General features: G+C 69.7%; 24 protein-coding genes. 9 read left to right on the forward strand and 15 right to left on the reverse strand.

Annotated elements, in window-relative coordinates; all coding sequences use genetic code 11:
• Positions 1-41: 41 nt before the first annotated feature.
• The 8 genes from BKK79_RS23860 to BKK79_RS23895 all read right to left on the reverse strand — a co-directional run bounded on the left by BKK79_RS23860 (position 42) and on the right by BKK79_RS23895 (position 6,769).
• The gene (locus BKK79_RS23860; RefSeq protein ID WP_071039031.1) at positions 42-1,055 is read right to left on the reverse strand and encodes an amidohydrolase family protein; all 1,014 of its coding nucleotides are present in this window, start codon (positions 1,053-1,055) and stop codon (positions 42-44) included.
• A complete protein-coding gene (gene nbaC, locus BKK79_RS23865; RefSeq protein WP_071039033.1) occupies positions 1,052-1,630 on the reverse strand; it encodes a 3-hydroxyanthranilate 3,4-dioxygenase in 579 nt (192 codons plus the stop codon). The genes BKK79_RS23860 and nbaC overlap by 4 nt, the downstream gene beginning before the upstream one ends.
• A 1-nt stretch (position 1,631) precedes the next feature.
• Positions 1,632-2,063, reverse strand: coding sequence for a RidA family protein (locus BKK79_RS23870; protein WP_071039035.1), 432 nt, complete (start codon positions 2,061-2,063; stop codon positions 1,632-1,634).
• 47 nt (positions 2,064-2,110) lie between these two features.
• A complete protein-coding gene (locus BKK79_RS23875) occupies positions 2,111-2,899 on the reverse strand; it encodes a 2-keto-4-pentenoate hydratase (protein ID WP_071039037.1) in 789 nt (262 codons plus the stop codon).
• Positions 2,900-2,945: 46 nt separating this feature from the next.
• A complete protein-coding gene (locus tag BKK79_RS23880; RefSeq protein ID WP_442873283.1) occupies positions 2,946-3,773 on the reverse strand; it encodes a 2-keto-4-pentenoate hydratase in 828 nt (275 codons plus the stop codon).
• Positions 3,770-4,168 (reverse strand): RidA family protein, encoded by a 399-nt coding sequence (locus BKK79_RS23885; protein WP_071018085.1) that lies wholly within the window; start codon positions 4,166-4,168, stop codon positions 3,770-3,772. The genes BKK79_RS23880 and BKK79_RS23885 overlap by 4 nt, the downstream gene beginning before the upstream one ends.
• A gap of 6 nt (positions 4,169-4,174) precedes the next feature.
• Positions 4,175-5,656 (reverse strand): 2-hydroxymuconic semialdehyde dehydrogenase, encoded by a 1,482-nt coding sequence (locus BKK79_RS23890; RefSeq protein WP_232346435.1) that lies wholly within the window; start codon positions 5,654-5,656, stop codon positions 4,175-4,177.
• Between the two features lie 183 nt (positions 5,657-5,839).
• Positions 5,840-6,769 carry a LysR substrate-binding domain-containing protein gene (locus tag BKK79_RS23895; RefSeq protein WP_071018083.1) on the reverse strand — a complete coding sequence of 310 codons (930 nt, stop codon included), beginning with the start codon at positions 6,767-6,769 and terminating at the stop codon, positions 5,840-5,842.
• Between the two features lie 302 nt (positions 6,770-7,071).
• Between BKK79_RS23895 and BKK79_RS23900 the strand changes: the two genes are divergently transcribed.
• From BKK79_RS23900 to BKK79_RS23930, 7 genes are all read left to right on the forward strand, one after another.
• The gene (locus BKK79_RS23900; protein ID WP_071018081.1) at positions 7,072-8,010 is read left to right on the forward strand and encodes a dioxygenase family protein; all 939 of its coding nucleotides are present in this window, start codon (positions 7,072-7,074) and stop codon (positions 8,008-8,010) included.
• Positions 8,011-8,067: 57 nt separating this feature from the next.
• The gene (locus BKK79_RS23905; protein ID WP_071039039.1) at positions 8,068-8,817 is read left to right on the forward strand and encodes an SDR family NAD(P)-dependent oxidoreductase; all 750 of its coding nucleotides are present in this window, start codon (positions 8,068-8,070) and stop codon (positions 8,815-8,817) included.
• 39 nt (positions 8,818-8,856) lie between these two features.
• Complete coding sequence (locus BKK79_RS23910) at positions 8,857-9,741, forward strand: 3-keto-5-aminohexanoate cleavage protein (RefSeq protein ID WP_071018078.1); 885 nt, start codon at positions 8,857-8,859, stop codon at positions 9,739-9,741.
• Positions 9,742-9,802: 61 nt separating this feature from the next.
• A complete protein-coding gene (locus BKK79_RS23915; RefSeq protein ID WP_071039041.1) occupies positions 9,803-10,780 on the forward strand; it encodes a quinone oxidoreductase family protein in 978 nt (325 codons plus the stop codon).
• Positions 10,777-11,112 (forward strand): cupin domain-containing protein, encoded by a 336-nt coding sequence (locus tag BKK79_RS23920; protein WP_071039043.1) that lies wholly within the window; start codon positions 10,777-10,779, stop codon positions 11,110-11,112. The genes BKK79_RS23915 and BKK79_RS23920 overlap by 4 nt, the downstream gene beginning before the upstream one ends.
• A 94-nt stretch (positions 11,113-11,206) precedes the next feature.
• Positions 11,207-12,226, forward strand: a complete 1,020-nt coding sequence (locus tag BKK79_RS23925; protein WP_071039045.1) for a tripartite tricarboxylate transporter substrate binding protein — start codon at positions 11,207-11,209, stop codon at positions 12,224-12,226.
• Between the two features lie 136 nt (positions 12,227-12,362).
• Complete coding sequence (locus tag BKK79_RS23930) at positions 12,363-13,397, forward strand: LacI family DNA-binding transcriptional regulator (RefSeq protein WP_071018075.1); 1,035 nt, start codon at positions 12,363-12,365, stop codon at positions 13,395-13,397.
• A gap of 12 nt (positions 13,398-13,409) precedes the next feature.
• On the opposite strand, the gene BKK79_RS23935 is transcribed toward BKK79_RS23930, so the two are convergent.
• Complete coding sequence (locus BKK79_RS23935; RefSeq protein WP_071039048.1) at positions 13,410-14,303, reverse strand: LysR family transcriptional regulator; 894 nt, start codon at positions 14,301-14,303, stop codon at positions 13,410-13,412.
• A gap of 98 nt (positions 14,304-14,401) precedes the next feature.
• On the opposite strand from BKK79_RS23935, the gene BKK79_RS23940 reads away from it, so the two are divergent.
• Both BKK79_RS23940 and BKK79_RS23945 read left to right on the forward strand, forming a co-directional pair.
• Positions 14,402-15,178, forward strand: a complete 777-nt coding sequence (locus BKK79_RS23940) for an NAD(P)H-dependent oxidoreductase (RefSeq protein ID WP_071039050.1) — start codon at positions 14,402-14,404, stop codon at positions 15,176-15,178.
• 280 nt (positions 15,179-15,458) lie between these two features.
• Complete coding sequence (locus BKK79_RS23945; RefSeq protein ID WP_071039052.1) at positions 15,459-16,397, forward strand: LysR family transcriptional regulator; 939 nt, start codon at positions 15,459-15,461, stop codon at positions 16,395-16,397.
• 105 nt (positions 16,398-16,502) lie between these two features.
• Here the strand turns inward: BKK79_RS23945 and benD are convergent, their stop codons facing one another.
• The 6 genes from benD to BKK79_RS23975 all read right to left on the reverse strand — a co-directional run bounded on the left by benD (position 16,503) and on the right by BKK79_RS23975 (position 22,583).
• Positions 16,503-17,282, reverse strand: a complete 780-nt coding sequence (gene benD, locus BKK79_RS23950; protein WP_071018065.1) for a benzoate diol dehydrogenase BenD — start codon at positions 17,280-17,282, stop codon at positions 16,503-16,505.
• Between the two features lie 2 nt (positions 17,283-17,284).
• Positions 17,285-18,319, reverse strand: a complete 1,035-nt coding sequence (benC, locus tag BKK79_RS23955; RefSeq protein WP_071039054.1) for a benzoate 1,2-dioxygenase electron transfer component BenC — start codon at positions 18,317-18,319, stop codon at positions 17,285-17,287.
• Positions 18,320-18,360: 41 nt separating this feature from the next.
• A complete protein-coding gene (gene benB, locus BKK79_RS23960; protein WP_071018062.1) occupies positions 18,361-18,849 on the reverse strand; it encodes a benzoate 1,2-dioxygenase small subunit in 489 nt (162 codons plus the stop codon).
• Positions 18,846-20,204, reverse strand: a complete 1,359-nt coding sequence (locus BKK79_RS23965) for a Rieske 2Fe-2S domain-containing protein (protein WP_071039056.1) — start codon at positions 20,202-20,204, stop codon at positions 18,846-18,848. Before BKK79_RS23965 ends, benB begins: the two co-directional genes overlap by 4 nt.
• A 151-nt stretch (positions 20,205-20,355) precedes the next feature.
• Positions 20,356-21,291 (reverse strand): catechol 1,2-dioxygenase, encoded by a 936-nt coding sequence (catA, locus tag BKK79_RS23970; RefSeq protein ID WP_071039058.1) that lies wholly within the window; start codon positions 21,289-21,291, stop codon positions 20,356-20,358.
• A gap of 155 nt (positions 21,292-21,446) precedes the next feature.
• Positions 21,447-22,583: a muconate/chloromuconate family cycloisomerase gene (locus BKK79_RS23975; RefSeq protein ID WP_071018057.1), complete on the reverse strand. Its 1,137-nt coding sequence runs from the start codon at positions 22,581-22,583 to the stop codon at positions 21,447-21,449.
• Between the last annotated feature and the right edge of the window lie 373 nt (positions 22,584-22,956).

Below are 22,956 nucleotides of genomic sequence, written 5' to 3' on the forward strand. Positions count from 1 at the left end.
TGCTTGATGGTAGATGGCAGGTGACTGGCCGCCGTCGGCCTTCACGCTGCCGGCGCGGCCGCATCCAGCCCGAAGAAGGCGCGTGCGTTGTCGCCCAGGATGCCGCGCCGCTGCGCGGCGTCCAGGCAGGGCGCGCGGCGCACCAGGGCCCCGACCTCCTGCTCGCCGAGCGGGAAGGGATAGTCCGAGCCCAGCATCACGCGCTCGGCCCCCATCACGTCGACCAGCAGGCGCAGCGCGCCTTCGTCGAACACGATGCTGTCCACGTGCAGGCGCCGCGCATACTCCGACGGTGGCCGCGGGCAGTCCTTGCGCACGATGTCGCGGTGCTTCCACGCGTTGTCGGCACGCCCGAGCTGGAAGGCGAAACTGCCGCCGCCATGGGCGAAGCAGATGCGCAGCGACGCGGGAATCCGTTCCAGCGCGCCCGACAGGATCAGCGACAGCATGCCGAGCTGCGTCTCCGCGGCCATCGCCACCAGCCAGGGCAGCATCCAGCGCTTCATGCGCTGCCCGCCGCCCATCATGTCCCAAGGGTGGACCAGCACCGGGATGCCGTGCTCGGCGCAGTAGACGAGAAAGTCGACCAGGTCCGGATGGTCGAGGTCCTTGTCTCCCACGTGATTGCCGATCTGCACGCCGACGCAACCCGCGGCGAGCGCGCGCGAGGCTTCCGCGCAGGCCAGCCGCGTATCCTGCAGCGGCACTTGCGCCAGCGCCTTGAGCCTGTGGGGATGGCGCGCGCAGAAGCCGATCGCCTTGTCGTTCATGCGCGCCGCCCAGTCGGCGGTGCGGGCGGCCTCCCAGGCAAAGCCGAACATCACCGGCGTGGCGCACACCAGCTGCATGTCGATGCCCTGCGCATCGAGCTCGGCGACACGGAAGTCGGCGTCCCACAGCGCCCGGTAAACCGGGCGGAAGGGCGCATCCGCGATCATGATCTGGCCGGTCTCGCCACCGGCATCGACGGCCAGCCAGGGCGCGCGCTGCGCATCGACCGCGCTGGCCTCCGCGCGGCTGATGGGGGGCAGGAAATGGGAGTGGATGTCGATCATGGCAAGGCGGGAAAGTGCTTGGCCAGGGTGCGGTGCCAGGCCTGGAAATCGCGCCCGGGATGGATCTCGCCGCAGCCGGGGCAGCGGCGCGCCTGCTCCGGGCTCGCGTAGAAGGATTCGTACAAGGGCGGCAGGTCGGCGACGATGCTGCGCAGCGTCACCTCATGCCGCTGCACCGCCGTGCCGCAGGCCGCGCAGCTCCACTGGAAGGCGTCGTTCTCGCCGGCCGGGCGCTGGCGCTCGACCACCAGGCAGCGGCTGCCCGCTTCCGGGCGCTGGGGCGAATGCAGGGTATGCGGCGGCAGCAGGAACATGTCGCCCTCGCGCAGGTCGACGCGCTCGTAGCGGCCGCGCTCCCACAGCAACAGGTAGGCATTGCCCTGGAACTGATAGAACAGTTCCTCGACCGGGTCATCGTGGAAATCGCTGCGCTCCTTCGGCCCGCCGACCACGGTGACCATGAAGTCGCTGTCCTGCCAGATCTGCTGGTTGCCGACCGGCGGCTTGAGCTGTTGCGCGTGTTCGTCGAGCCAGCGCCGGAAGTTGAGCGGCCGGCCGTATTTCAAGGGAAACATGTCAGTCCTCCTGCGCCGCCAGCGGCTTGTAGGCGGTGGCCTTGATCTCAATCAGCAAGTGCGGGTGCGGCAACTGGTGCACCGCCACGGTGGTGCGGGTGGGACCGTCGTAGTCGAAGTACTCGGCCCAGGCCTCGTTGAAGCCGCCGAAGTCGTTCATGCTGACGAGAAAGACCTGGGTTTCGACCAGGTCCGACAGGCCCGCGCCCGCGCTGGCCAGGATGTCGCGGATATTGTCGAGCACGGCGCGTGTCTGTGCGCGGATATCGAGCGTGGTGACACCCATCTCGTCGGCCTGCGCGCCGGCGAAGCTGTTGTCCGGGCGGCGTGAACTGGTGCCCGAGACGAAGAGGAAGTCGCCGGCCCGCTTGCAGTGCGGGAAGCGGCCGCGCGGCCGCGCCTTGCCGGCGACCAGGTGCGCTTCTGAGGTCATGGCTGGAGTCTCCTGTTGTCGTGGATGCCTGTGCGGCCGCGCCGCGCTCAATGCCCGCCCGGCTGCGTGGTGAAGGCCACGCTGCCCAGCGCGCTGTCGCCGCAGCCGATGCTGCAGCTCACGTGCAGACCCGGCCGCAACGCCTCGGCCGCGGTGGCGGCGCCGGCCATGATCAGCGAGCCGGCAGGAAGGCTGGCCTGCGCCGCGTACAGCAGGCGCGCGGCCTGCACCACCGAGCGCAGCGGGTGGCCCAGGATGGCGCCGGTCGAGCCGACCTGCACGTCGCGGCCGTCGAACTGCATGCGCACGCCCTGGTTGCCGAGGCCGTCGAAGCGGCGCGACCAGGCGCCCACCACCAGGCCGGCGGAGGAGCAGTTGTCCGCCACCACGTCCTCGAGACTGAAGCGGAAATCGCGGTAGCGCGAGTCGATGATCTCCATCGCCGGCGCCACCGCCTCGAGATAGTCGGCGGCTTCCAGCGCGGTCAGCGGCGCGTCGATGGTGCGGCGCGTGACAAAGCAGACTTCAGGCTCGACGCGCGGGTGGATGTAGCGCCCGAGATCGACCAGACCGCCATCCTCTTCGATCATGGCGTCGGTCAGGTAGCCCCAGATCAGGCTGTCCACGCCCATCTGCACCATCTTCGCGCGGCTGGTGAAGCCGAGCTTGATGCCCTTGAGGCGCTCGCCCCGTTCGAAGCGGCGGGCGATCGAGGCGTGCTGGATGGCGTAGGCCGCGGGCAGGTCGAAGCTGCCCGGCGCGAACTGGGGAATGGCTTGCGCCTGGCTGGCGGCCGCATCGAGTGCGAGCGCGGCGTCGGCGAGGATCTGGCTCATGTCGGTTCCTGTGCAGGGGTTTCGTGGTGCGGCGGATCGCGCGGCTTCAGTCGCGCCCGCCGAAGACGGCCCGCACCGAGCCCAGCCCTTCGATGCGCGCCTGGAACACATCGCCGGGCGCGACCGCCACCATCGGACCCAGCGCCCCCGTCAGCAGCACGTCGCCGGCGCGCAGCGGCGCGCCCAGCCGGGCCATGGTGTCGGCCAGCCATACCGCCGCGTTGAGCGGATTGCCCAGGCAGGCCGCGCCCACGCCGCTCGAGACCGGCTCACCGCGGCGCTCCATCACCATGCCGCAGTCGACCAGGTCGAGCCGGTCCAGCGTGACCGGCCGCGTGCCCAGCACGAACAGGCCGGACGAGGCGTTGTCGGCCACGGTGTCGGCCAGCCGGATGTCCCAGTCGGCGATGCGGCTGCCCACCACTTCCAGCGCAGGCAGCGCGTAGGCCGTGGCGGAAATCACGTCGGCCACCGTATGCGACAGGTGCGGCAGGTCGCGCTGCAGCACCAGCGCGATCTCGGCCTCGACCCTGGGCTGCAGGGTGCGCGACCAGGCGATCTCCTCGCCGTCGCCGGCCGCCATGCTGGCGAACAGCGCGCCGAAGTCGGGCGCGTCGACGCCGAGCTGGCGCTGCACGGCCTTCGAAGTCAGGCCGATCTTGCGGCCGACCAGGCGCTCGCCACCGGCCAGGCGGCGCTCGCTCAGCGCTTGCTGCACCTGGTAGGCCATCGTCAGCACGTCGCCGCCAGGTCCGGCCGCGGCGGCCAGTTCTTCGCGCACGGGCGGGGTGGGCTGGCGCAGTTCGGCTGCGCGCCAAAGACGCTGCGCCACCTGCTGGACGACTTCATCGATCATGGCTTCCCTCGGCATCATGGGCGCTCCGCTGTGGAGCAGGCAAAGGTGAACTCGATCTCCACCGCGGCGCCCAGCGGCAGCGCGGCGACACCGAGCGTGGTACGGGCCGGCAGCGGCCGGCCGGCGAAGACCGACTCCCAGGCGTGGTTGAATTCGGCGAAGGTGGAGAAATCGCTGAGGTAGGCGCGCGCCAGGCACAGGGCATCGAGATCGAGGCCATAGTCCGGCAGCGCCAGTTGCAGGTTGTCGAAGATGCGCCGGGTCTGCGCGGCCACGCCGCCGTCGACCAGGCAGCCGCTGTCGGGGTCCAGCGCCACCATGCCGGCCACGTAGGCGGTGGCGCCGTGGCGCACGCACGGCGAATAGGCGAACTTCGGCGCGGCCACGCGCGTCGAGAGGATTCTCTGCAGCATGGCGCCTCAGATCTTGATGCTGACGTTGGTGGTCTCGGAGTAGAAGTCCAGCGAGTAGCGGCCTCCCTCGCGCCCCATGCCCGACAGCTTGCTGCCACCGAACGGTGTGCGCAGGTCGCGCGAGAACCAGGTATTGACCCAGGCGATGCCCACGTGCAGGCGCGCCGTCACGCGGTGCGCGCGCGACAGGTTGGTGGTCCACACGCTGCTCGCCAGGCCATAGGCGCTGTCGTTGGCGCGGCGGATCGCCTCGTCCTCGCTGTCGAACGGCGCCAGGTGGCAGACCGGGCCGAACACTTCCTCGCGCATGCAGCGCGCGTCGTCCGCCAGGCCGGTCCAGATGGTCGGCAGCACGAAGGCGCCGTCGTCGCGCGCGTCGCCGAACTGCGGCACACGGCCGCCGGTGACGACAGTGGCGCCCTCCTGCACGGCGAGATCGAAATAGGACAGCACCTTGTCGCGGTGGCCGTGCGAGATCAAGGAGCCCATGAAGACCCCGGGCTGGTCGGGCCAGCCCACCTGCAGCGCCTCGGTGCGCGCCTTGAGCGCGGCGACGAAGCGCTCGAAGAGGGGACGCTCGACGTAGACGCGCTCCGTGCACAGGCACACCTGGCCGGCGTTGGTGAAGCTGGAGCGCACGATGCCCTCCACGGCGGCGTCGAAATCGGCGTCGGCGAACACGATGGCGGCATTCTTGCCACCCAGCTCGAACGACACCTCCTTCACGCCGTCGGCGACCGCCTTCATGATGGCGGCACCGGTGCGCGACTCGCCGGTGAACGTCACCGCGTCGACACCCCCATGCGTGGTCAGCGCCTCGCCGGCCGAGCCGGGGCCGAAGCCATGGACCACGTTGAACACGCCGGCCGGCGCGCCGGCCTCGTGGAACGCCTCGGCCACCAGCGTGGCGGTCGACGGCGTCTCCTCGGACGGCTTGCAGACGATGGCATTGCCGCAGATCAGCGCCGGCGCCGCCTTCCAGGTCAGCGACAGGATCGGCAGGTTCCACGGCGAGATGCTGGCGACCACGCCGAGCGGCTTGCGCTTGGTGTAGTTGATCAGTTCGGTGCCGTCGCCCAGCCGGGTCTCGAAGAAGTCGGTATGGGCCAGCTTGCCGAGGTCGGCGAAGGTGCGGAAGTTGTGGATGCCGCGGTAGATATCGAGCTGGCGCGCCTGGCCGAGCGGGCGGCCGGTATCGGCCACCTCGGCGGCAAGGAAGTCCTCGAAGCGGCGCTCGATGATGTCGGCCACGCGATGCAGCAGGCGCGCGCGCTCCTCGACATGGGAGCGGCCCCAGGGCCCTGCCATGGCCGCGCGCGCGCTGCGCACGGCGCGGTCGACCAGCGCGGCGTCGGCCTCGTGCACCTGGGCCAGCTCATGGCCATCCACCGGGCACAGGTTGCTGAAGGTCCGCCCGGTTTCGACGAACTCGCCGCCCACATAGTTGCGCGTCGGCCGCAGCGACGCCGGTAGATTGAATCGCGACAAGATGGTCTCCTCCGATGGCGCCGTCCACGATGGCCGCGCCGGCCTCGCGCGGCCGGGGGCTCCGGCTGACGGGCACGGAAGGATTCTAGGGAGCGGGCCGCGCGCCGGATAATGAAATCCTCGCGCGTTCGTATAAGGAGCAGGAATACCAGCGCTGCGGCGCGCCGGCACGACCCGGCCCGGCTACGGCTCGGCGGCCTCGCGCAGCGCCTGCAGCAGGCGCTCGGCCGCCGGCGACGGCTCGCGCCCCTTGCACAGGGTATAGCCGATGGTGCCGAAGACGCTGCCATGGCCCAGCGGCAGCACGCTCAGCAAGCCACCCTGGACGAACTGCCGGGCCACCGAGAACGGCATCACCCCGATCATCTCGGACTGGATCAGCAGACCGAGATTGGTCAGGATCGAAACCGACTCGATCACCCGCACCGGCCGCTTCATGCCCAACGCCTCGAAGAAGCGCAATGCCGCCGGCATCGCGTCGGACTCCGGTGTCGGCAGGATCCAGTCGTAGTGCTCGAGCTGCGCCAGCGCCGGCGCCACCTCGCTGGCGAGCGGATGGTGGCGCCCCACCACCGCACACAGCTTCTCCTCGAAGAGCGGCACGTGCTCCAGCGCCGGATCGCCCGGCTGCGCCGGCAGCAGGCCCACCATCACGTCCAGCTCGCCGCGCACCAGCGCCTCGAACATGGCCTCGTTGCCGCCCACGCGCACCTCCACCACCACATCCGGCGCCAGCGCGCGCAGCCGCACCAGCGCCTTGGGCAGCAGGCGCGCCGAGGCCACCAGCAGCGAACCGACGATGACCTGCCCCGATACCCCGGCCTTCCAGGCATTGAGGTCGTCGGCCAGCAGGCGCACCCCCGCCAGCAGCGAACGGCAGTGCCCGTGCATCATGCGGCCGAAATCGGTCAGTTCCACGCCGCGCCGGGTGCGCACGAACAGCGCCTGCTCCATGTGTTCTTCCAGTTCCTGCACCGCCTTGGTCAGCGCCGGCTGGGTCATATGCAGCTCGCGCGACGCCGCCAGCAGCGAGCCGGTGGCGACCACGGTGTCGAAGATGGCGAGTTGCTGCAGGCGCAGGCGGCGGGCCAGCGAGAGTTTGGAGAAGGACATGGGAGCTCGCAGGGATCGGGCGCGGCACGGCTTCAGCGGCCGCCGGCGCCGCAGATATTACCGCAAGGCACGCCGGCGGCCTGCCCGCCGTGCCCGCCGATCCTGGCAACGGCCATGCGCCACCCTCCGCTTCCGGCGGGTATCAAGCACACGCCCGCAGATGCGGTAATGGCTTGTTTTCATTGGATTTCCGCGGCTCCTGCCGCAGCCTGCACGGTGCCACGGCACAAGTTTCCCTTGACCATTGCGATTCCCCGGCTATGATTGCAAACGTTTGCAGCAAACGTTTGCAAGGAGCAGTGATGGAGACAGCAGTTCACGACAAGACATCCCGCGCCGACGAAGCGCTCGCGCTGATCGAGGACGAGTTTTCGGTGACGCCCATCGTCGAGGCCGCCATGGCAGGCACGTCCGACCCGCGCCTGCGCTTCGTGATGGCGTCGCTGGTGCGGCACCTGCACGACTTCCTGCGCGAGGTCCGGCCCACCGACGAGGAGTTCGAGCGGGGCCTGGAATTCGTCGCCGCGCTCGGCCATGCCACCCATGCCACCAATAACGAAGTGGTGCTGGCGGCGGACGTGCTGGGGCTGTCGACCCTGGTCACGGTGATGAACAACAGCACCCGCGACGGCCGCACGCCCGGCGCGCTGCTGGGACCGTTCTACCGCGCCAACGCGCCGGCCTACGACTGCGGCGACTGCGTGGTCCAGGACGATGCGCCCGGCCTGCCGCTGTTCGTCAGCGGCACGGTGCGCGCCACCGACGGCACGCCGCTGGCCGGTGCCCTGGTGGAGGTCTGGCAGGCATCGCCGGTGGGCCTGTACGACAACCAGGACCCGTCGCAGCCCGACCGCAACCTGCGCGGGCGCTTCCACACCGATGCCCACGGCCGCTACCACTTCCGCACCGTGCGCCCGGCCGGCTATCCGGTACCGACCGGCGGCCCGGTGGGCACGCTGCTGGCGGCGCAGCAGCGCCATCCGTACCGCCCCGCCCACATCCACTTCATCGTCGCCGCGCCGGGCTACCGCACCCTGGTCACCCAGGTCTTCGCCGACGAGGCGCCGGCGCTGGAAGGCGATGTGACCTTCGGCGTGCACCGTCAGCTGGTGGGCCGGCTCGACCATGTGGAGCAGGGCCGCAGCCCCTGGGGCGAGCTGCCCGCGCCCTACGACACGCTGGACTTCGACTTCGCGCTCGAACCCGGCACGCCGACCTTCCCCAAGCCGCCGATCGACTGAACGGCCGCTGCACGCTTGCCATCCCTTCCCATCCACCCTGTCATCGCGCACCACACCATGAGCCTCTCTCCTCTTTCCGGCAAGGTCGCCGTCATCCTCGGCGGCACCGGCGGCATCGGCTTCGCCGCCGGCGACGCGCTGGCCCGCCTCGGCGCCAGCATCGTGCTGGCCGGGCGCAACCACGACGGCGCGACCAGCGCGGCGGCGGCGCTGCCGGCCGGCAACCACCTGGCCGCCAGCGCCGAGATCCGCGACAGCGCCTCGCTGCGCGAACTGGCCGCCTCGGTCCTGCACCACTACGGCCGCATCGACATCCTGGTCAATGCCGCCGGCTTCACGCGCGCCGTCCCGCATGCCGACCTGGACGCCCTCGACGACGACCTGATCGACGAACTGTTCGCGGTCAACTGGCGCGGCCAGTTCGCCGCCATCCGCGCCTTCGCGCCGCACCTGCGCGCCGGCGGCGACGGACTGGTCGTCAACGTGGGCTCGATCGCCGGCCGCAACGGCCAGGGCAGCAACGTGGCCTACTGCGCCGCCAAGGCCGGGCTCGACGCCATGGCCATGTCGCTGGGCCGGGCGCTGGCACCGGAGATCCGCGTGCTCAACGTCTCGCCCGGCGTGGTCGACACCGATTTCGTGCCGGGCCGCGACGCCGCCTTCAACGAACGCGCGGCCAAGACCACGCCGCTCAAGCGCATCGGCCGCGCCCAGGACGTGGCCGAGGCCATCGCCGCCTGCGCCACCACGCTGCGCTTCGCCACCGGCACCACCCTGGTGGTCGACGGCGGCCGCCTGCTCGGCTGAACGCCCCCCCGCCCCCCGGACATCACGCACCCACGCCCCATGCATGCACGCAAAACCCTGATCACCTGCGCCGTGACCGGCAACATCGTCACGCCCGAGCAGCACCCCGGCCTGCCGGTCACGCCGGCACAGATCGCCGACGCGGCGCTGGAAGCCGCCGAGGCCGGCGCCGCCGCCGCGCACATCCACGTGCGCGACCCCGAGACCGGCCGGCCCTCGATGTCGCTCGACTACTACGCCGACGTCATCGACCGCATCCGCCGCCGCCACCGCACGCTCATCATCAACCTCACCACCGGCCCCGGCGGACGCTTCGTGCCGAGCGAGGACGAGCCGCGCGTGGCCGCGCCCGGCACCACGCTGCTGCACCCGGCCAAGCGTGTCGAGCACATCGCGGCGCTGCGCCCCGACGTCTGCTCGCTCGACCTGAACACCATGAACTCGGGCGGCGACGTCGTCATCAACACCCCGGCCAACGTCCGCAAGATGGCCAAGGTGATCCGCGCAGCCGGCGTGATGCCCGAGCTGGAGATCTTCGATTCCGGCGACCTCAACCTGGCGCTGGACCTGCAGCGCGAAGGGGTGCTCGACGGCCCCGGCCTGTGGACCTTCGTGCTGGGCGTCAAGTACGGCTTCGCCGCCACGCCGGAGACCGTCTTCTACGCGCGCAACATGCTGCCGCCGGGCGCCCACTGGTCCGCCTTCGGCATCGGCCGCGCCGAGTTCCCGATGGTGGCCCAGGCCTGGCTCGCCGGCGGCCATGTGCGGGTCGGGCTGGAAGACAACCTCTACCTCGAGAAGGGCGTGCTGGCACCCGACAACGCGGCCTTGGTGGCCAAGGCGCGCGGCATCGTCGAATCGCTCGGCGGCGAGATCGCCTCGCCCGCCGAAGCCCGCCGCACCCTCGGCCTGCGCGACGCCTGAAGCGCGCCGCACGCACGCATACGGCACCCACACCCCAAACCCAAGTCCGACAGGAAAGCCCGTGAACACCATCCAAGTCAGCCGCAAGGCTTCCGATATCGACTCCCTGCAGCTCGACCTGCTCGACCTGCCCCGCCCGGCCGCCCAGCACGGCCAGTGCGTGATCGAAGTGGCCAGCGCCGGCGTCAACCCGAGCGACGTCAAGGCCACGCTCGGCCTGATGCCGCACGCGGTGTGGCCGCGCACGCCCGGACGCGACTTCGCCGGCACCGTGGTCGAGGGTCCCGCCGCGCTGCTCGGCCGCGCGGTCTGGGGCAGCGGCGGCGAACTCGGCATCCGCCGCGACGGCAGCCATGCGCGCTACCTGCGCCTGCCGGTGGAGTCGGTGCGCGAGAAGCCGGCGACACTCTCGCTGCAGGAGGCCGGCGCCGTCGGCGTGCCCTTCATCACCGCCTACGAGGGGCTGCGCCGTGCCGGCATGCCGGGCGCGGGCAGCACCGTGCTGGTCTGCGGCGGCAATGGCAAGGTCGGCCAGGCAGCGATCCAGATCGCCACCGCGCTGGGCGCGCGCGTGTTCGCCGTCGAGCGCACCGCCGAGGCCTATCGCGGCCATGCCAGCGGGCCGGTGCGGATGATCGACGCCAGCCGCGAGCGCATCGCCGAAGTGGTGTGCGACGAGACCGGCGGCCATGGCGCCGACATCGTCTACAACACAGTCGGCAGCCCCTACTTCGAGCAGGCCAACCAGGCCATGGCGATCGGTGCCGCCCAGGTCTTCATCTCCACCATCGAGCGCGCGGTGCCGTTCGACATCTTCGCCTTCTACCGCGGCCAGCACACCTATGCCGGCGTCGACACGCTGGCGCTGGACAGCGCCGCCGGCGCCTGCATCCTCGACCAGCTGGCGCCGATGTTCGCCAGCGGGGCGTTGCGTCCCTTCCCGGTGCTGCAGGACTACACCTTCGCGCTCGGGCAGGCCAAGGACGCCTATCGCGCGGTGCTGCAGGGTGCGCCCGAACGCGTGGTGCTCAAGCCATGAACGTCACCCGCTTCGCCGAAGCACCGGCCTACTTCCCGCCGCACCACACCGGCATGCACTGCCTGCGCCTGCAGGGGCACGAGGCGGGCCGCTCCGACGCCCTGTGGATGGGCGTGTCGGTGCTGCTGCCGGGCGGGCACACCGCCCTGGACGCCTCTCCCCTGGAGAAGCACTACGTCGTGCTGGAGGGCGAGGTGCGCCTGCGCACGCCGGACGAGACCGTCACGCTGCATCAGTACGACTCGGTGCGGCTGGCGCCGGGCGAGGCACGCGAAGTCTCGAACCCGGGCAACCGGCCCGCCCTGCTGCTGCTGGCCATGCCCTATCCGTGAGGCGGCCGGAGCCCGGCGCAGACCGGGCCCGGCCCTCGCCGGCGCGTCCGCCACCGCGGACGCGCCGCGCCCCACCCCACCAAGGAGACAAGAGATGCTGCAATACCTGTTCCCCAGGCTGCGCGCCGCCGGCACCGCCCTGACCTCGACCCTGACCCTGGCCGCGGCCACGACCGCGCTGCTGGCGCCGGCCCCCGCCGCGCGCGCACAGGGCACCTACCCCAGCAAACCCATCCGGCTGGTGGTACCGTTCTCGGCCGGCAGCGCCACCGACATCCTGGCCCGCATCCTCAGCAGCAAGATCGGCGAGGGCGGCGGCTACACCGTCATCGTCGAGAACCGGCCCGGCGCCGGCGGCACGCTGGGCGCCGCCATCGTCGCCAAGTCGGCCCCCGACGGCTACACGCTGGCGCTGGTGTCGATCGGCCACGCCATCAATGCCACGCTTTACCCGCGCCTGTCCTACGACACCTTGAAGGACTTCGCCCCGGTATCGATGGTGGCGACGGTGCCCAATGTCCTGGTCGTGAACGCCACCGGCCCCTACCACTCGGTACGCGACATCCTGGCCGCGGCCAAGGCCAGGCCCGGCACGCTCAACTTCGACTCGGCCGGCTCCGGCAGCTCGACCCACCTGAGCGGCGAGCTGTTCAAGCTGCAGGCCGGCATCGACATCCTCCACATTCCCTACAAGGGCACCGGCGAGGCGCTGACCGACATCATGGCCGGCCGCGCGGACTTCATGTTCGCGCCCACCGTCTCGGCCATGCCCTTCGTGCGCCAGGGCAAACTGCGGGCGCTGGCGGTGGCCACCGCCCAGCGCGCCGCCACCCTGCCGGACCTGCCCACCGTGGCCGAGGCCGGCCTGCCCGGCTACGCCTTCGACTCCTGGTTCGGCGTGCTGGCGCCGGCAGGCACGCCCAAGGAGATCGTCGATGCGCTCAATGCGCAGATCGCCAAGGCCCTGGTGGCGCCGGACGTGCGCGAGCGGCTCGCGGCCCAGGGCGCCGAGGCCAGGGGCTCGACCCCGCAGGCCTTCGCCGCCACCCTGCGCAGCGAAGTCGCCCGGCTGGCGCCGGTGGTACGGCAGGCCGGCATCCGCGGTGGGCAGTAAGGCACGGTCAGGCACAGGAGGGGGCTGGCGGCGGGCGGAAAGCGGTCCCCGCGCGTGGCGGCGGCCCGGTGCTGGCTTAGAATGGCGGATCCGCCAACCCGCGCCGCCGCCGCACCGCATCCCCCATCCCGCCGCCATGCCCGAGCGCAAACGCCTGACCCTCAAAGACCTGGCCGCCGAGATCAACGTCCATTACTCGACGGTTTCGCGCGTGATGAATCCGGCCACCCGGCACCTGGTGGCCGACGACGTCGCGGCGCGCATCCTGGAGGTGGCCGAGGCGCGCGGCTTCCGTCCCAACCGGATCGCGGCGGGACTGCGCACGCAGCGCTCCGGCCTGGTGGGCGTGGTGCTGCCCGACATCGCCAACCCGGTGTTCCCGCCCATCCTGGCCGGCATCGAAGCCGTGCTGGCCCAGCAGGGCTATGTGCCGATCGTGGTCAACGCCGGCCTCGACAAGGTGCGCCAGCGCTTCGTCATCGACCAGCTGGTCGGACGCCAGGTCGAGGGCCTGCTGCTGGCCACGGCCGAACGGGAAGACCCGATCCTCGACTACTGCCTCAAGCAGCGCATCCCCGCCGTGATGATCAACCGCGGCGAGGACGCGGGGCGCGCTTCCTGCGTGGTCAGCGACAACCTGCTGGCGATGCGCCTCACGGTGGACCACCTGGTGGCGCTGGGCCACCGCCGCATCGGCCACATCGCCGGGCCGGCCGCGCTCTCCACCGGCTACCAGCGCCGCGAGGGCTTCCTGCAGGCGGTGCGCCGGCATCGCCTGCGCCGCGAGGCGTGGCAGGTGGTGGAAGCCGACAGCTACTCGCGCGAGGCCGGCCGCCAGGCCTGCGCGCGCCTGTTCGCGGACTTTCCCGGCATGACCGCCATCGCCGCCGGCAACGACCTGATCGCCATGGGCTGCTACGACTACCTGCGCGAGCACGGGCTGTGCTGCCCCGCCGACATCTCGGTGGTCGGGCACAACGACATGCCCTTCGTCGACGCGCTGACGCCGCCGCTGACCACCGTGCGCATTCCCGTGCACCAGATGGGCGAAGACGCCGCGCGCCTGCTGCTGCAGCAGATCGGCGCGCCGGCATCGCCGCCCGTCACCGTCGAGCTGGTACCCGAACTGATCGTGCGCGGATCGACCGCGCCGCCGCCCGCGCCGCACTGAACGGCGCGCGCCCTACACCGCCGCCACGATCAGGTCCCGCAGCCACCGGTGGGCCGCGTCGCGGTGCACGCGCTCCGGCCACAACATCGAGATCTCGAAGCCCGGCACCTCCACCGGCGGCTCCACCACCCGCAGCGCCGGCACGCCGCGCACCAGCCGCTCCGGCACCATGGCGACCAGGTCGCTGCCGGCCAGCGCCGACAGCAGGAAGAGGAAATGCGGCACCGACAGCGCCACGCGGCGCGTCAGGCCGCGCGCCGCCAGCACCTCGTCGGTGACACCGCGAAAGCCGCCGCCGTCCTGCGACACGATCACGTGGTCGAGCGCGCAGAACTGCGCCAGCGTGGGCCGGCGCCGCAGGCGCGGATGGCCGGCGCGCCCGGCCAGCACATAGCGCTCGCTGAACAGCGCGCGCCGGTGCAGGGCGGGCGGCGCGCCCTCGGTGGTGTGGAAGGCGAGGTCGATCTCACCCTGCTCCGCCTGACGCGCCACCTTGGCCGGCACCAGTTCCAGCACGGCCAGCCGGGTCCCGGGCGCCTCCACGCGCAGGCGCGCCAGCACCGGCAGCACCAGGGTGGACTCCATGTAGTCGGTGGCGGCCAGGCGCCAGGTGTGGCCGGCCTGGGCCGGATCGAAGGGGCTGTCCGCCGCCACCGCGCGCTCCAGCGCGGCCAGCGCCTCGCGCAGCGGCTCGCGCAGGGACTCGGCGCGCGCGGTCGGCCGCATGCCGCGTGGGCCCGGCAACAGCAGCGGGTCGTCGAAGAGCTCGCGCAGCTTGGCCAGGTGCACGCTGACCGAGGGCTGCGAAAAGTGCAGCCGCTGCGCCGCGCGCGTCACGTTGTGCTCGGACAGCAACACGTCCAGCGTCACCAGCAGGTTCAGATCGAGCCGCCTGAGATTATTCATGGAAATACCTGGAATATTGGAAATTCATTTCCAATATACCTGGGGGCGGCGCATGCTGCGGCTATCGCGACTCTCCGCTCCCGCAACGGCAGCCCACCATGAACGTACTGATCGTCTACGCCCACCCCGAACCCCGCTCCCTGAACGGCTCGCTCAAGGACTTCGCCGTGCGCCGCCTCGAAGCGGCCGGGCACACGGTGCAGGTCTCCGACCTCTATGCCATGCGCTGGAAGGCCACGCTCGATGCCGCCGACAGCCTCGACGGCGCGGCCGGCCCGCGCTTCGACCCCTCGCTCGACTCCAAGCGTGCCTTCGAGAACGGCCGGCAGAGCGAAGACATCGCCCGCGAGCAGGACAAGCTGCGCTGGGCCGATGCGGTGATCCTGCAGTTCCCGCTGTGGTGGTTCTCGATGCCGGCCATCCTCAAGGGCTGGGTCGAACGCGTCTACGCCTATGGCTTCGCCTACGGCGTCGGCGAGCACTCAGACACGCACTGGGGCAACCGCTACGGCGAAGGCACGCTGGCCGGCAAGCGCGCCATGCTGATGGTCACCACCGGCGCCTGGGACTCGCACTTCGGCCCGCGCGGCATCAACGGCCCGCTCGACGACGTGCTGTTCCCGATCCAGCACGGCGTGCTGTTCTACCCCGGCTTCGACGTGCTGCCGCCCTTCGTCATCCACCGCAGCAGCCGCGTCGACGCGGCCGGCTTCGATGCCGCCAGCGCGGCGCTGGGCGAACGGCTCGACACCCTGTTCGAGACGCAGCCGATTCCCTTCCGGCGGCAGAATGGCGGGGACTACGAGATTCCGGCGCTGACCCTGCGCGAGGAGATCGCGCCGGGGCGCAGCGGCTTCGGCGTGCACCTGGCGTAGTGGGCGGCGGGGCGAGGGACGGCGGCGGAGCCAGGCGGCGACGTTGCCGGTGTTGCCGCGCAACGGACCCGACCGGACCCGACCGGAGCCGACCGGTCCCGACATGACCGCGGCGAGACATTGCGTCCGATGGGCCACGAAAGGCCGCCGCAGCGCCCACCGATCGTCAAGTAGAATGTGCCGGCGATCGGCAATCGGCATTCGGCAATCGGTTCAGCGGCACCCGCTCACTGCTCTGCACGCCGGCCTGGCATCGCGTCCCCATTGAACGGCAAGGAACATGGAGCTACGCCACCTGCGCTATTTCGTTGCGGTCGCCGAAGAGCGCAGCTTCACCCGCGCGGCGCAACGCCTGCATATCGCCCAGCCACCGTTGAGCCGGCAGATCCAGCAGCTCGAGCAGTTGCTCGGCGCACAGCTGTTCGAGCGCAATTCGCGCCCGCTGAAGCTGACCGAGACCGGGCGCTTCTTCTACCAGCACGCGGCGCAGCTGCTGGCGCAGATGGACGAACTCGAATCGATGGCGCGCCGTGTCGGCAAGATCGAGCGGAGCCTGTCGGTCGGGTTCGTCGGTTCGACCCTCTACGGCATGCTGCCGAAGATCATCCGCCGCTACCGCCAGCTGCATGCCGAGGTCGAGTTGAGCCTGCACGAGATGTCGACGATGGACCAGATCGCGGCGCTCAAGGAGGGCCGCATCGATGTCGGCTTCGGGCGCATCCGCCTGGACGATCCGGGCATCCGCCGCGTGGTGCTGCGCGAGGAGCGCATGATCGTGGCGCTGCCGCTCGGCCATCCGCTGTGCGAGGCGAAGGCGGCACTGTCGCTGCGCGACCTGCTCAAGGAGACCCTGATCATCTTTCCGAAGTCCCCGCGCCCGAGCTATGCGGACCAGGTGCTGGCCGCCTTTCACGACCGCGCGCTCAAGCCCTCGCGCGTGCTGGAGACCCGTGAACTGCAGATCGCGCTCGGGCTGGTCGCCGCCGGCGAAGGTGTATCGATCGTGCCGAAGAGCGTGTACGGCCTGAAACGCGACGACATTGCCTACAAGGACCTCGACGACGACAAGCTGGTGTCGCCGATCATCATGAGCATGCGCATGCTCGACGAATCCGAGGACATCGAACGCATGCTGCGCCTGATCTACGATCTCTACGACGAAGGCGCGATGGAGTACCAGACGCCCGGCGACCGCGCCGGCAAGCCGCCGCAAGCGTAGGCGGGGCGGGGCCGGCCGCAGCGGCGCGAGCGCGCCTGCAGTGCCACCGCGGCGGCGACTTCGCCGTTGTGGCGGAGCGCGCGGCCAAAGCCGCACGCCCGCCGTTCAGCCGGTGTCGCCGCCCGCGACCGGCAGCACGCTGCCGGTGATGTAGCTGGCCTCGTCGGAAGCAAGGAACAGGATGGGCGCGACCTGCTCGTCGAGGCTGCCGTAGCGCTTGAGGAAGGTCGACCCGATCACCTGCTGCACGGCCTCGTTCATCCACGCTTTTTCCTGCTCGCTGTCGCCGGCGGCATTGCGCGGGATCCGCCGCGGCGGCGCCTGGGTGCCGCCCGGCGCGGTCGCGACGACGCGGATATTGTGCTCCGCGTACTCCATCGCCAGCGCCTGTGTGAGCGCGTTGACGCCACCTTTCGCGGCCGAGTACGGCACGCGCCGGATCCCGCGCGTGGCGTTCGACGAGATGTTGACGATGGTCCCGCCGCCGCCCTGAAGCAGGTACGGCAGCACTGCGTGGCAGCTGTACAGCGTCGGCATCAGCGAGCGGCGCACCTCCGCGTCGATCTGCGCCGGCTCGAACTCGGCGAACGGGCGCATGCGGATCGCACCGCCGACGCCATTGATCAGGATGTCGATGCCGCCGAAGCGCTGCCCGGCGAATGCCATCGCGGCCCGCGCGCCTTCATAGGTTTCGAGGTCGGCCACGAATCCAGCCGTGCGCCCGCCGACGGCCTCGGCCGCCTCGGCCGCCACGTCGGCTACGAACTCGGCGCGATCGACGAACAGCACCGAGGCGCCCTCGGCGGCGGCGCGCAGCGCGACACCGCGGCCGATGCCCTGGGCCGCTCCGGTGACCACCATGGTCTTGCCTGAAAAGCGCTGCATGATCAGGCCGCCTTGGAAGACACGCCGGGTGCCGCGTTGGGCGTGAACTTCTCGTAGTGGAAGCTGTTCGGCTTCACGCCGTTGTCGTCGAAGTGCTTGCGCACCGCATCGACCATCGGCGGCGGCCCGCACAGGTAGACGTCGACATCGCCGTCGTTCAGTGCGTCGGCCGGGATATGCTGCGTGACCCAGCCCTTGCGCGGGTGGCGGGAGGCTTCCTCGGCGACCACCGTCGCGTAGCTGAAGTTCGGCAGCCTGGCGACGAACGCGTCGATCGCACCGACCTGCACGAGATCGAGATCCCGCGTCACGCCATAGATCAGGTGGACCTTCTGCTGCGAACCGGCGCGCGCCAGCACTTCCAGCATCGACAGGAAGGGCGCGAGGCCGGTGCCGCCGGCAAGGAACAGCAGCGGCCGGCGCACGTCGCGCAGGTAGAAGCTGCCGAGCGGCCCGTGCAGATCGAGCTTTTGGCCCGGCTGCGCGGCTTCCAGCCACGTGCTCATCACGCCGCCGGGGATCTTCTTGATCAGGAAGCTGACCTTCGCTTCGCCCGGCGCCGACGAGAAGGAGTACGAACGGTGCTGGCCGCTCCCCGGCACGTCGATGTTGACGTACTGCCCCGGCAGGAACTCGGGCGCGCCCGCGTCCATGTCGAGCTCGAGCACGATCGCCGCATCGTGGTGCGGCTCGACCTTCGACACCGTCGCGCTGAAGCGGCCGTGCGCGGTCTTGCATGCGGTCGATGAGGTCGGCACAGCGATCACGCAATCGCTGTGCGGCACCATCTGGCACGTCAGCACCAGGCCGTCGTGCTTCTCATCCTCGCTCAGCGCGTCGTCGATGTAGTCATCGCCAAGGTCATAGCTGCCGCTTTCGGCACGGCACTTGCAAGTGCCGCACACACCGTCGGAGCAATCCATCGGCAGGTTGATACGGGCGCGGAAGGCGGCATCGAGCACCTTCTCGCCGGCCTTGCATTCGATGAAGCGGGTAACGCCGTCCTCGAAGTTCAATGCAATGTTGTAGCTGGACATGGAAGCTCCTCCATTTCCTTTCAGTACGGAATCGATCGGCGTCAGACGTGATAGACGTCGAGCACCTGGCGGATGTAGTCGTTCTTCAGCACGATCTTCTTGTACGAGATCAGCAGGTCGTCGCCGACCCTGCGCAGCGTGACGAACATCGTGCCGAAGAAGTGATCGGTGACCCGGTAGCGGTGGTTGAGTGTGTGGAAGTTGTAGCGCACGTCGACCTCGTCGCCGCGCTCGGCCAGCACCTCCACATTGGTGACGTTGTGGCCGGTGCGCGGCTCCGGCGTCGAAGCGCTGCTGCGCTCGGTCTTGATGCGGAACACGCGATCCTCCAGACCGCCCCGGTCGGGGTAGTACATCAGCGAGATCTGGCGCTCGTGATCGTCGGTCAAGCGGTCGTCGTCGTCCCAGGCCGGCATCCAGTAGGTGACGTCCTCGGTATAGCAGGCCAGCCATGCGTCCCACTCGCGATCGTCGAGCAGGCGTGCCTCGCGGTACAGCGCAGCGCAGATGGTGCGGTAGTCGAAGCTCATGACAAGGCCTCCTCGCGTTCCGTCTTCAGGGCGTTGCGCATGACCCGCACCCAGTATTCGTGCTGGCACACGAACAGCCCTTCGTCCTCGCTGCGTTCGCCCGAGATGAGCGGCTTCAGCCCCATCTTCCTGGCGTTCTCGTCCGGCCCCTCGACCCACAGCGGGGCACCGCGCGACAGGTCGTTCCACATCGCCGTGGAGCCCGCGTAGCCGGCCTGGCAGGCCCGGAACTCTTCGAGGTCGTCCGCGGTGCCCATGCCGGACACGTTGAAGAAGTCCTCGTACTGGCGGATGCGGGTGGCGCGGTCGGCTTCGCTTTCCCCCTTCGGCGCGAAGCAGAAAATCGTGACTTCCGTCTTGTCCACGCTGAGCGGGCGCACGACGCGGATCTGCGTGCTGAACTGGTCCATCAGGAACACGTTCGGATACAGGCACAGGTTGCGCGTCTGGTTGACGATGAATTCCGCGCTGACCTCGCCCACGCGCGCCCGGATCTCCTCCCGTTGCCGGTAGACCGGCCGCACCTCCGGGTTCATCGTCCGGGTCCACAGCAGGATGTGGCCGTGCTCGAAGCCGTAGACGCCGGCGACCGACTTGCTCCAGCTGTTCGCATCGACAGCCTTGGTGCCCTCTTCCTTGCGCCGCCCCATCGTCGCCGCATAGTTCCAGTGCACGGTGCTGACGTGATAGCCGTCGCAACCGTTTTCCATCTGCATCTTCCAGTTGCCCTCGTAGATATACGAGGAGCTGCCGCGCAGCACTTCGAGACCCTGCGGCGCCTGGTCGACGATCTGGTCGATGATCACGCGTGCTTCGCCGAGGTATTCCTCGAGCGGCTGCACGTCATCGCTGAGGCTGCCGAACAGGAAGCCGCGGTAATTCTGGAAGCGGGCGACCTTCTTGAGGTCGTGCGAGCCGTGCGTGTTGAACTGCACCGGATACTCGGTCGTCTTCTCGTCCTTCACCTTCAGCAGCTTGCCGGTGTTGGAGAAGGTCCAGCCGTGGAACGGGCAGGTGAAGCTACCCTTGTTGCCGTGCTTGCGGCGGCACAGCATCGCGCCCTTGTGCGCGCAGGCATTGATGACCGCGTGCAGCTCGCCGGTCTTGTCGCGCGTGATGACGATCGGCTGCCGGCCGATCCACGTCGTGTAGTAGTCGTTGTTGTCCGGGACCTGGCTCTCATGCGCCAGGTACACCCAGTTGCGCTCGAAGATGTGCTTCATCTCCAGTTCGAACAGGTCCGGGTGGGTGAAGATGTCGCGGCGGCAGCGGAATACACCGGCCTGCCTGTCGTCCTGCACGGCGGCAGACAGCAGATGCTCCAGTTGCTTGGCTTTTTCGATGATGGCGGACATGGTTCCTCCTCCTATGCGCACCCCAAGCCCTGCATGGAGTTCCTGCATCGGTGTCGAATGATTCTCGCGGGGGGGATCCGGGCGGCGGCGCCAGCGCGCCGCCCGGCCTGGCCGTATCGCGCGCCAGCGGCGATACGGTGGGTCGCAGCGGTCAGGCCGCTGCGGATGCGCGCGGGCGATGGACGATCTGGTTGTCCTTGCCCTCGAGCAGCGGCGTCAGGACGATGTCGAACTCGATGTCCTGGTAGGCATCGGCCTTCATGCCCAGCGCTGTGCCACCGGTCTTGCCGACCACGTGCGGAATCAGCTCTTCGCGGGTGGCGTAGGCGAAGTCGTCCCAGATCAGCGGGTCGCCCTCGATGTTGAACTGCGTCGTCAGCTTGCGGTGCGCCTCGCTGGTGACGAAGAAGTGCACGTGTGCCGGACGGCTGCCATGCCGGCCGAGGCCGTCCAGCAGCTGCTGCGTGGCACCTTGCGGCGGGCAGCCGTAGCCCACCGGCATCAGCGTGCGGAATTCGTACTTGCCGTCAGCGCCCGTGCGGACCGCGCCGCGCAGGTTGAAGTCAGTCTGCGCGCCGGTCGGGTCGAAGTGCGAATAGAAGCCCTTCGAGTTCGCGTGCCAGCATTCGACCACCGCACCGGCGACCGGCTTGCCGTCGGTGCCGGTGACGGTGCCGCGGATGACGAGCGGGCCCGCGTCCGCGTCGGCATCGAGATCGATGCGCGACACGCCGTCGCGCACCGGCGCGCCGGCCACGTACAGCGGTCCCTCGATCGTGCGCGGGGTGCCGCCATCGAGGCCGGCCGCCTTGTCGGCGGCGTCCATGCGGATGTCGAGGTACTTCTCGAGGCCGAGGCCGGCCGCGAGCAGCGCCGCTTCCCCGTCCTGGCCCAGCTTGTTCAGGTAGTTGACACCGGCCCAGACTTCATCGGGCGTGATGTCGAGATCGTCGATGGCCTTGAACAGGTCGCTCAGCAGGCGGTGGACGATCTGCTGGCAGCGGGCGCTGCCCTTGTCGCCGCCGAGATTGGACGCCGCTTTCAGCAGATCCTGCACTTCCTGGGTATCGAATACTTTGACGCTCATGGTCGGTGTCTCCACTTGTGTTGGGGGAAAACATGGCTCGGGGCATGCTCCTCCCCGAACGAGCCGCCTTTCGCCGGCTCAAGGCCCGTCGCCGCGGGTCGGCGACGGCTGGCGACACCACGGTGTCACCGGAATCTTCTTGCGCGCGAACGGGATCAGCGGGTCACCTTGGTCAGCCCGTCGCGGGTGAATCGCCGGACCTTGTCTTCGTCCAGCTCGATGCCGAGGCCGGGGCCGTCAGGCACGGTCAGTTCGAAGTCGCTGTAGTCCAGCGGCTTCGCCAGGATCTCTTCGGTGATCAGCAACGGCCCGAACAGTTCGGTGCCCCACTGCAGGTTGGCGAAGCTCGCGAACAGGTGCGCGGAGGCGACCGTGCTGAACGCCCCTTCGAGCATGGTGCCGCCATACAGCTCGATGCCTGCCGCATCGGCGATCGCGGCGACGCGCTGCGCGGCGAAGAGCCCGCCGTTCTGTTCGATCTTGATCGCGAAGACATCGGCGCCATGGTGCCGCGCGATGTCGAAAGCACTCTCCGGTCCCTGCAGGATCTCGTCGGCCATCAGCGCGACGGGGTAGCGGCGCATCAGGCGCGCCAGTGCCGCGGCGGAGGCGACCGGCTGCTCGACCAACTCGCAGCCGGCGTCGGCCAGGGCCGGAATCGCCTGCGCCGCCTGCGTCTCGCTCCAGGCCATGTTCACGTCCACGCGCACCGCCGCGCGCTCGCCGAGCGCCTGCTTGATGGCGGCGACATGGCGGATATCCGCATCGATCGCCTTGGCGCCGATCTTCAGCTTGAAGACCTTGTGCCGGCGCTCGGCCAGCATGCGCTCGGCCTCGTCGATATCGCGCGCGGTATCTCCGGAGGCCAGCGTCCATGCCACCGGCAGGCGCTCACGGCGGCGGCCGCCGAGCAGTTCGCTCACCGGCACGCCCAGCCGCTTGCCATGCGCATCGAGCAGCGCCGTCTCGAGCGCGCTCTTGGCGAAGTGATTGACCTTCACCAGCTTGCCGACGAAGTCCATCAGCGCCTGGATGCGCGTCGCGTCCCGGCCGATCATGGCCGGCGCGAAGTAGGTGTCGATCGCGAGCTTCATCGCCTCGGGACTTTCCGGGCCATACGCCATGCCGGCGATGGTGGTGCCTTCGCCGATACCCGTCACGCCGTCGCTGCACACCACCGTCACCAGCATCAGCGTCTGGCCGTGCATGGTCGCCACCGAAAGCTTGTGCGGGCGGATCGTCGGCAGGTCGACGAGCCGGGTTTCGATGCGTTCGATGGTGATCGGAGTCATGGGGCACGCTGCATGGGGAAGGTTCATGGAATGGTTTTATACGCGCCGGCCGGATCGAGCGTCCAATACTTTTGGACACCCGTTTTCATACCTGCCGAGCATAAAGTCCGGAGCAGATCCCCGAGAATTGCCGGGTTTCGATACCCGTCATGACAGTCTTACCCGGCTGAGAGCCATGCAGGCTCTAGGAAAGCCGTGCCACGTGGCAAGGCTTGCGGAAGGCCGGGACGCCAGCGGCCGCGCACGCGCCAACGGCGGCCGATCGAGCCATCGATAGCCGGTACTCAGGGTTTTCCTGATGGCGATGTGACGCATCGCGGCAGGCGTCAGGCCGCCCTTCCGCCGCCCTTCCGCCGCCCCTTCTCCGCCCTTC

Origin of the sequence: Cupriavidus sp. USMAA2-4, from assembly GCF_001854305.1 — a bacterium.
Classification (GTDB): Bacteria; Pseudomonadota; Gammaproteobacteria; order Burkholderiales; family Burkholderiaceae; genus Cupriavidus; species Cupriavidus malaysiensis.

Excerpts from the sequence above, each read along its gene's own strand:
- BKK79_RS23860 (WP_071039031.1), bottom strand. The coding sequence starts at position 1,055 with ATGATCGACATCCACTCCCATTTCCTGCCCCCCATCAGCCGCGCGGAG.
- nbaC (WP_071039033.1), bottom strand. The coding sequence starts at position 1,630 with ATGTTTCCCTTGAAATACGGCCGGCCGCTCAACTTCCGGCGCTGGCTC.
- BKK79_RS23870 (WP_071039035.1), bottom strand. The coding sequence starts at position 2,063 with ATGACCTCAGAAGCGCACCTGGTCGCCGGCAAGGCGCGGCCGCGCGGC.
- BKK79_RS23875 (WP_071039037.1), bottom strand. The coding sequence starts at position 2,899 with ATGAGCCAGATCCTCGCCGACGCCGCGCTCGCACTCGATGCGGCCGCC.
- BKK79_RS23880 (WP_442873283.1), bottom strand. The coding sequence starts at position 3,773 with ATGATGCCGAGGGAAGCCATGATCGATGAAGTCGTCCAGCAGGTGGCG.
- BKK79_RS23885 (WP_071018085.1), bottom strand. The coding sequence starts at position 4,168 with ATGCTGCAGAGAATCCTCTCGACGCGCGTGGCCGCGCCGAAGTTCGCC.
- BKK79_RS23895 (WP_071018083.1), bottom strand. The coding sequence starts at position 6,769 with ATGTCCTTCTCCAAACTCTCGCTGGCCCGCCGCCTGCGCCTGCAGCAA.
- BKK79_RS23900 (WP_071018081.1), top strand. The coding sequence starts at position 7,072 with ATGGAGACAGCAGTTCACGACAAGACATCCCGCGCCGACGAAGCGCTC.
- BKK79_RS23905 (WP_071039039.1), top strand. The coding sequence starts at position 8,068 with ATGAGCCTCTCTCCTCTTTCCGGCAAGGTCGCCGTCATCCTCGGCGGC.
- BKK79_RS23910 (WP_071018078.1), top strand. The coding sequence starts at position 8,857 with ATGCATGCACGCAAAACCCTGATCACCTGCGCCGTGACCGGCAACATC.
- BKK79_RS23920 (WP_071039043.1), top strand. The coding sequence starts at position 10,777 with ATGAACGTCACCCGCTTCGCCGAAGCACCGGCCTACTTCCCGCCGCAC.
- BKK79_RS23925 (WP_071039045.1), top strand. The coding sequence starts at position 11,207 with ATGCTGCAATACCTGTTCCCCAGGCTGCGCGCCGCCGGCACCGCCCTG.
- BKK79_RS23930 (WP_071018075.1), top strand. The coding sequence starts at position 12,363 with ATGCCCGAGCGCAAACGCCTGACCCTCAAAGACCTGGCCGCCGAGATC.
- BKK79_RS23935 (WP_071039048.1), bottom strand. The coding sequence starts at position 14,303 with ATGAATAATCTCAGGCGGCTCGATCTGAACCTGCTGGTGACGCTGGAC.
- BKK79_RS23940 (WP_071039050.1), top strand. The coding sequence starts at position 14,402 with ATGAACGTACTGATCGTCTACGCCCACCCCGAACCCCGCTCCCTGAAC.
- BKK79_RS23945 (WP_071039052.1), top strand. The coding sequence starts at position 15,459 with ATGGAGCTACGCCACCTGCGCTATTTCGTTGCGGTCGCCGAAGAGCGC.
- benD (WP_071018065.1), bottom strand. The coding sequence starts at position 17,282 with ATGCAGCGCTTTTCAGGCAAGACCATGGTGGTCACCGGAGCGGCCCAG.
- benC (WP_071039054.1), bottom strand. The coding sequence starts at position 18,319 with ATGTCCAGCTACAACATTGCATTGAACTTCGAGGACGGCGTTACCCGC.
- benB (WP_071018062.1), bottom strand. The coding sequence starts at position 18,849 with ATGAGCTTCGACTACCGCACCATCTGCGCTGCGCTGTACCGCGAGGCA.
- BKK79_RS23965 (WP_071039056.1), bottom strand. The coding sequence starts at position 20,204 with ATGTCCGCCATCATCGAAAAAGCCAAGCAACTGGAGCATCTGCTGTCT.
- catA (WP_071039058.1), bottom strand. The coding sequence starts at position 21,291 with ATGAGCGTCAAAGTATTCGATACCCAGGAAGTGCAGGATCTGCTGAAA.
- BKK79_RS23975 (WP_071018057.1), bottom strand. The coding sequence starts at position 22,583 with ATGACTCCGATCACCATCGAACGCATCGAAACCCGGCTCGTCGACCTG.